At 70.9% G+C, this 6,120-nt stretch carries 5 protein-coding genes and 2 rRNA genes; 5 read left to right on the forward strand and 2 right to left on the reverse strand.

Going from position 1 to position 6,120, the window contains the following annotated elements; genetic code table 11:
* Nucleotides 1–8 precede the first annotated feature (8 nt).
* From ACZ6C6_RS05475 to ACZ6C6_RS05495, 5 genes are read left to right on the forward strand one after another with little or no spacing between them, the layout of a single operon-like run.
* Entirely contained in the window at nt 9–1,487 is a 1,479-nt protein-coding gene (locus tag ACZ6C6_RS05475; protein WP_469199238.1) for a glycerophosphoryl diester phosphodiesterase membrane domain-containing protein, read from the forward strand.
* A gap of 4 nt (nt 1,488–1,491) precedes the next feature.
* Entirely contained in the window at nt 1,492–2,178 is a 687-nt protein-coding gene (locus tag ACZ6C6_RS05480) for a DUF4129 domain-containing protein (protein WP_469199240.1), read from the forward strand.
* Nucleotides 2,175–3,410 carry a DUF4350 domain-containing protein gene (locus tag ACZ6C6_RS05485; RefSeq protein ID WP_469199242.1) on the forward strand — a complete coding sequence of 412 codons (1,236 nt, stop codon included), beginning with the start codon at nt 2,175–2,177 and terminating at the stop codon, nt 3,408–3,410. The genes ACZ6C6_RS05480 and ACZ6C6_RS05485 overlap by 4 nt, the downstream gene beginning before the upstream one ends.
* Nucleotides 3,407–4,426, forward strand: a complete 1,020-nt coding sequence (locus ACZ6C6_RS05490; RefSeq protein ID WP_469199243.1) for an AAA family ATPase — start codon at nt 3,407–3,409, stop codon at nt 4,424–4,426. The genes ACZ6C6_RS05485 and ACZ6C6_RS05490 overlap by 4 nt, the downstream gene beginning before the upstream one ends.
* 11 nt (nt 4,427–4,437) lie before the next feature.
* The gene (locus ACZ6C6_RS05495) at nt 4,438–5,748 is read left to right on the forward strand and encodes a DUF58 domain-containing protein (RefSeq protein ID WP_469199245.1); all 1,311 of its coding nucleotides are present in this window, start codon (nt 4,438–4,440) and stop codon (nt 5,746–5,748) included.
* A gap of 102 nt (nt 5,749–5,850) precedes the next feature.
* On the opposite strand, the gene rrf is transcribed toward ACZ6C6_RS05495, so the two are convergent.
* Nucleotides 5,851–5,967, reverse strand: a 5S ribosomal RNA gene (gene rrf, locus ACZ6C6_RS05500).
* Nucleotides 5,968–6,047: 80 nt separating this feature from the next.
* Nucleotides 6,048–6,120, reverse strand: a 23S ribosomal RNA gene (locus tag ACZ6C6_RS05505); the annotation flags it as partial.

Genomic DNA, 6,120 nt, shown 5'->3' on the forward strand with positions numbered 1-6,120 from the left:
GAGCGACAATGAACGACACTCCGGGCTGGGCCTCGCCCGGATCCGCCCCCTCCGACGACCGGCAGACGAGCGGCCGCGCAACGGATCACCAGGAGCCGTCCGGCCGAGAAGCACCGGCCCACGCCTCGGCCGACCGGGAATCGGTGGGTCAGCAGGCCCCGGGGCAGGAAGCGGCAGGTCAGGAAGGCACGGACCGGAAAACCCCGGGCCAGGAAGCGGACCGCCGGGAGACCGACGGCCAAGGGCAGACCGACCGGGACACGGACCGTCCCGAAACGGGCATCCCCCGCCCCTCCGAACCGGCCGACGACACCGCCCCCTCGGGAACCTGGGCCGCCCAGCAACCGCCCGCCGGCCAGTGGACCCCGCCGAGCCCCACCGGCCCCGCCGCACCGCCGCCCCGCCCGGGCTGGGGCACCCCGACACCCGGCCCCGGTCCCAGCACGCGCCCCGGCTGGAACGCCCCACCGCGGGGATCCGGCTGGGGCACACCGTCGCAGGGATCCGGCTGGGGCGGCCCGCCACCGGCGGCGAAACCCGGCGTCATCCCGCTCCGGCCACTCGGCATCGGCGAGATCCTCGACGGCGCCGTCTCCACCATGCGCGCCCACTGGCGCACGGTCCTCGGCATCACGCTCGCAGTCTCCGTGGTCGCCCAGGCCGTCATCCTCCTCATCCAGCGCTTCCTGCTGCCCGACCCGCCCTCGGTCGACAGCAACGCCACGGGCTCCGAGGCACTCCGCCAGGCCACCGAATCGCTCCGCTACAGCCTCCTCGACCTCGCCCCACCCCTGCTGGTCTCGATGGTGGCCACGATCTTCACCACGTCGGTACTGACCGTGGTGATCAGCCGCTCGGTGCTGGGCCGCCCGGTCACCCTGTCCGAAGCCTGGGCCGAGGCCCGCCCCAGGCTTCTCCCCCTGCTGGGGCTGACCCTCCTGATCGCCGTCATGGGCGGGGCGATCATGACCGCCGGCATCCTCCCCGGGTTCCTGGTCGGCGACACGGCGGGAGCCGGCCTCGCATTCGTCGGGCTGCTCGCCGCGACGGCCGTCTTCCTCTGGCTGTCGGTCCGGTTCAGCCTGGCCGCCCCCGCGCTCATGCTGGAGCGGCAGCCCATCGCCGCTTCCATGCGGCGCTCCGCGAAGCTGGTCCGTGATGCCTGGTGGCGGACGTTCGGCATTCTCGCCCTGACCTGGCTGCTGACGCTCATCGTGGGGCTGGTGGTCGGCATCCCCTTCGGCCTCGTCGCGGTGGGCGTGGACGACGGTTCGCTGAGCTCCTTCCTTTCCGGGGAGGCCACCCAGTTCGGCTGGCCCTTCCTGATCGTCTCCGCCATCGGTGACGTGGTCGCCGCCACCATCACGTATCCGCTCTCCGCCGGAGTCATGGCCCTTCTCTACGTGGACCAGCGCATCCGCCGCGAAGCGCTCGACCTCGACCTGGCCAGGGCAGCGGGTCTGCCCGGCTTCGACAACAGGAACTGACACCGTGTCGGGGGCGGGCGATGCGACAGCACGACTGCTGGTACGAGCGAGCGGCGGCGCCCCCGTGGACACCGGCCGCCTCCCCGCCCGGGAGGCGGCCCGACGCGAACTGTCCAAGGGCGCGTACCACGAGAACGACCCGAACCCCCTCCAGCGCGCTCTGGACCACCTGTGGACCTGGTTCGGCGATGCCGTCTCAGCGGCCTCCGTCGCCGCACCGGGCGGGCCTGCCGGCCTGATCGTCCTCCTCCTGATCGTCCTCGCCCTGGCGGTCGCGCTCCGATGGCGGATGGGCGCCCCGCAGCCCGGCCGGAGGCCCACGGACACGCTCTTCGCGCACGGCCCACGCAGCGCCGCGGAGCACCGTGCCGCCGCCGAGGCCCACGCGGCCGCCGACCGCTGGAACCAGGCCGTCCAGGAACGGATGCGTGCCGTCGTCCGCTCGCTCGAAGAACGGGCCCTGCTGGACCCCCGCCCCGGACGCACCGCCGACGAAGCGGCCGCAGAGGCGGGCCGCGCCCTTCCCACGTACGACACACGTCTACGGGCGGCGGCCCGAGTCTTCGACGACGTCACATACGGAGGCCGCTCCGCCGACCGCCCGGCGTACCTGACTCTGCTCGACCTCGACCGTGCCGTCGAATCCGCCACCCCACGACTGACCGGCTCCCGCGAGGGGGCCGCCGAATGACGCCGGCCGCCACCGACCCGTCCGCTGCTTCCACCTCCATTTCCCTCACCCCTCACGAGATATGGCGCCGCTCCCGGGGAGTGCTGCTCGCCGTCCTCCTTCTCGTCGTCGCCGCTACAGCCCTGGCAGCCGCGCGCTCCGGGGACCAGCACGGCCGCCTCGACCCCCGCTCGGCGGACCGCCACGGCAGCAGGGCCATCGCCGAACTCCTCAAGGAGCACGGCATATCCGTCCGCGTCGTCACCACCCTCCACGAAGCCGCATCCGCGACCGGCCCCCATACGACACTGCTGGTCACCGCCCCCAACCTGCTGACGCCCCACCAGCAGAGGGCTCTGCGCACGGCGACCGCCGGCACATCCGGCCGCACGGTGCTCCTGGGCGCCGACGCCCCCTCTCTCGACACCCTGGCCCCCGGCGTGCGCGCGAAACCCGCCGTCCCCGTGGTCGCACGTCCCCCGCACTGCGCCCTGCCCGCGGCACGGAGAGCCGGGGCCGCCGAGACGGGGGGCATCCGCTACGACACCGACGGCCTCGATGCCGATGCCTGCTACTCCGCAGGGGGCCTGCCCTCCCTGCTTCTTGTGCGCGAGCCCGCAGCCGGCGACACCGTTCTGCTCGGCTCCCCCGACTTCCTGTACAACAAGCGTCTCGACCACCAGGGCAACGCGTCCCTGGCCCTGCAACTCCTCGGTTCCCGCCCTCATCTGATCTGGTACCTCCCCTCGCTCACCGATCCCTCCGCCACCGGCAGCGCGGTCGACGACGACACCACCGGCAACGGCACCGCGGACGGCCGGAGCAGCTTCATCGAACTGATCCCGTCCGGTTGGCTGTGGGGCACGCTGCAACTCGCCATCGCCGCCGTACTCGCAGCGGTCTGGCGCGCCCGCCGCCTGGGCCCCCTCGTCAACGAGCGCCTGCCCGTGGTTATCCGGGCCTCCGAGTCCACCGAAGGCCGAGCCCGGCTCGGCCGCAGGGCGAACGCCCGCGACCGCGCCGCCGCATCACTCCGCCACGCCACCCGCACCACACTGGCACCAATCACCGGTGTCTCCCCCCAGGACGCTCACTCCCCCGCAGTGCTCCTCCCCGCTCTTTCCACACGTCTCGGCCCGGCCCAAGGCGATCTCAGCGACCTGCTCTTCGGCCCCGCCCCCGCCGACGACCGGGCCCTCGTACTTCTGGCCGACCAACTCGACTCCCTCGAAAGAGAGGTCCGAACTTCATGAGCGCCCCGCCCCGCGCGACCACTGGGACACCTGGAACCATCCATGGGCCCGCCGACGCCGACACCCTCGACGCGGCCCGCGCCGCCCTGGAAGCGCTGCGCTCCGAGATCGCCAAGGCCGTGGTCGGCCAGGACCCCGCCGTCACCGGGCTTGTCGTCGCGCTCCTCTGCCGAGGGCACGTCCTCCTGGAGGGCGTCCCCGGCGTGGCCAAGACCCTGCTGGTCCGAGCCCTCGCCGCATCACTCGAACTGGACACCAAGCGGGTGCAGTTCACACCCGACCTGATGCCGAGCGATGTCACCGGGTCCCTCGTCTATGACGCGCGCACGACCGAGTTCTCCTTCCAGCCCGGCCCCGTCTTCACCAACCTCCTCCTCGCAGACGAGATCAACCGAACCCCTCCCAAGACGCAGTCGTCCCTCCTGGAGGCGATGGAAGAGCGCCAGGTCACTGTCGACGGCACGCCCCGCCCGCTGCCCGACCCCTTCCTCGTCGCCGCGACGCAGAACCCGGTCGAGTACGAGGGCACATACCCCCTCCCCGAAGCCCAACTGGACCGGTTCCTACTGAAACTGACCGTCCCGCTGCCCACGCGTGATGACGAGGTCGCTGTCCTGACCCGTCATGCCGACGGGTTCGATCCCCGTGATCTGAAGGCTGCGGGCATCCGCCCGGTCGCCGGAACCGCAGACCTCGAAGCCGCCCGCGTCGCGGTCGCCAGCACGAGCGTCTCCCCCGAGATCGCCGGATACGTAGTCGATATCTGCCGTGCCACGCGTGATTCCCCCTCGGTCTCTCTCGGTGTCTCCCCCCGTGGAGCCACCGCTCTGCTGTCCACCGCCCGAGCCTGGGCCTGGCTCACTGGCCGCGACTATGTGACCCCGGACGATGTGAAGGCCCTGGCCCTCCCAACACTGCGACACCGCGTCCAACTGCGCCCCGAAGCCCAGATGGAAGGGGTCACCCCCGACTCCGTCATCACCGCTGTGCTCGCCCAAGTCCCCGTACCCCGGTGAGGCGATGAGCTGTGGCCCTCACCGGACGCGCCGCCCTGCTGGCGGCTCTGGGATCACTCCCTGTAGCCATCGTGGCCCCGAGCTGGACGGGAATGCTCGCGGTCGATGGCCCGCTCACACTTGCGATTCTGTGCGACTATGCCCTGGCCGCGCCAGTGCGAACGCTGCAGTTCACCCGATCCGGTGACACATCCGTACGGCTTGGTGACCAGGCAGAAGTGCAACTCACCGTAGTCAACCCTTCGCGACGCCCGCTGCGGGCCCACCTCCGCGATGCATGGCCCCCGAGCAGCTGGCTTCCCGGAACCGAGCCGGCCGTCTCCCGCCACGAGCTGACCGTCCCTCCCGGCGAACGGAGGCGGATCAGCACGATTCTGCGTCCCGCCCGCCGCGGTGACCGACGGGCCGAGCAGATCACGGTCCGCTCGTTCGGGCCTCTGGGCCTGGCCGCGCGCCAGGGCAGCCACCGCGTGCCATGGACGGTGCGCGTCCTTCCGCCGTTCACAAGCCGGAAGCATCTCCCTTCGCGGCTGGCCAGAATGCGCGAACTGGACGGTCGTACCAGCCTTCTCACGCGCGGGGCGGGCACGGAGTTCGACAGTCTGCGCGCCTACGTGGCCGGCGACGACGTCCGGTCGATCGACTGGCGTGCGACCGCCCGGCAGTCCGCAGTCGCGGTGCGAACTTGGCGCCCCGAACGCGACCGGCATGTCCTCTTCGTCATCGATACCGGGCGTACTTCGGCGGGCCGGGTCGGCGATGTGCCCCGGCTCGACGCGGCAATGGACGCGACCTTGCTTCTCACCGCACTCGCCACTCGCGCCGGCGACCGTGTCGGTCTGCTCGCTCACAGCCGCCGTACGAGGGCGAGGGTCCAGGGTCGGGCTGCCGGGGATGTCCTGCCGGCCATGGTCGATGCCCTGACACCGCTGGAACCGGAACTCGTGGAGACGGACGCACGAGGGCTCGTCGCGGCGGCCATCGCGCAGGCACCTCGGCGCTCGCTCGTGGTGCTTCTGACGAGCCTGGACGCGGCTCCCGTCGAGGAGGGGTTGCTGCCCGTACTGCCTCAACTCACTCAGCGGCACACGGTCGTGGTCGCAGCAGTGAGTGACCCGCACATCGCGGACATGGCCGACGCGCGCGGGACAGTGGACGCGATTTACGAGGCGGCCGCCGGAGTCGAGGCCCAGGCTCGACGTCGCCGTACTGCGGACCGGCTCCGAAGCCACGGCGTGGTGGTTGTCGACGCCCCACCGGAAGATCTCGCGCCCGCGCTCGCCGATGCATACCTGGCACTCAAAGCAGCAGGGCGCCTGTAGCGCGGCGAACCGGGGCAGTCCTATCCATGGTGAGGCCGAGTGATCTGGCCGAGAACGCGAAAAAGCCCCGTGCCATCGGCACGGGGCTTTCCCACAATGATTGTTCGGCGGCGTCCTACTCTCCCACAGGGTCCCCCCTGCAGTACCATCGGCGCTGAAAGGCTTAGCTTCCGGGTTCGAAATGTAACCGGGCGTTTCCCTAACGCAATGACCACCGAAACACTATGAAATTCTGAACAAACCGGACAACAACACGGCCGTTCGTTATTTCAGAACTAACACAGTGGACGCGAGCAACTGAGGACAAGCCCTCGGCCTATTAGTACCAGTCAGCTCCACCCGTTACCGGGCTTCCACATCTGGCCTATCAAC

It is taken from the genome of Streptomyces sp. NPDC041814 (assembly GCF_055590565.1).

Coding starts and splice junctions, on each gene's coding strand:
- ACZ6C6_RS05475 (WP_469199238.1), top strand. CDS start 9: ATGAACGACACTCCGGGCTGGGCCTCGCCCGGATCCGCCCCCTCCGAC.
- ACZ6C6_RS05485 (WP_469199242.1), top strand. CDS start 2,175: ATGACGCCGGCCGCCACCGACCCGTCCGCTGCTTCCACCTCCATTTCC.
- ACZ6C6_RS05490 (WP_469199243.1), top strand. CDS start 3,407: ATGAGCGCCCCGCCCCGCGCGACCACTGGGACACCTGGAACCATCCAT.